At 66.2% G+C, this 470-nt stretch carries 1 protein-coding gene; it reads right to left on the bottom strand.

The genetic code is table 11. The features are described 5' to 3' along the window. The coding region (locus tag B3I25_RS00885) for an FBP domain-containing protein (RefSeq protein ID WP_286737515.1) at nt 1-467 on the bottom strand (467 nt) is incomplete at its 3' end. Between the last annotated feature and the right edge of the window lie 3 nt (nt 468-470).

A 470-nucleotide genomic window follows, 5' to 3' on the forward strand; every position in this document is an offset into this window, starting at 1 on the left:
CCGCGCATGTTGGCGAGCGCGCGATCGGCGCGCTCCTCCGGGCTCATGGTCTCCTCCATCTGCCGGATGCCCTCGGGCTTGCGGCGCCCCAGCGTGTAGTCGCTGCACGCCAGGTTCGAGCACACGTAGGTGCCCACGGAGTTGTAGCGGTCCTTCGCGGTCTTGGAACGCTGGATCGACACCAGTGAGACGCCGCTGGCCGGGTGCAACGTCAGGCAGATCTGACACATGCGTGCGCCACCGCTCGCCTTCTGCGCGCTCTTCTCGAGCACCAGCCCGCGCAACCCGTCCTCGGTCTCGACGACGACGTAGCCCGCCCGCGGTGACTTCGGGTCGTACCAGCCCAGGAAGATCTGGGACTCCCAGTCCCCGTGGAGCACGTCCTGCGGGATGTTGAGGCGCTGCGCGGCGCCCTTGGAGCAGTTGACGAAGCTCTTGCGGATCTCGGTTTCTGTATGCGTATTCATGTT

The organism is Kocuria sp. UBA1838, assembly GCF_002338785.1.
Taxonomy (GTDB): Bacteria; Actinomycetota; Actinomycetes; order Actinomycetales; family Micrococcaceae; genus Kocuria; species Kocuria marina.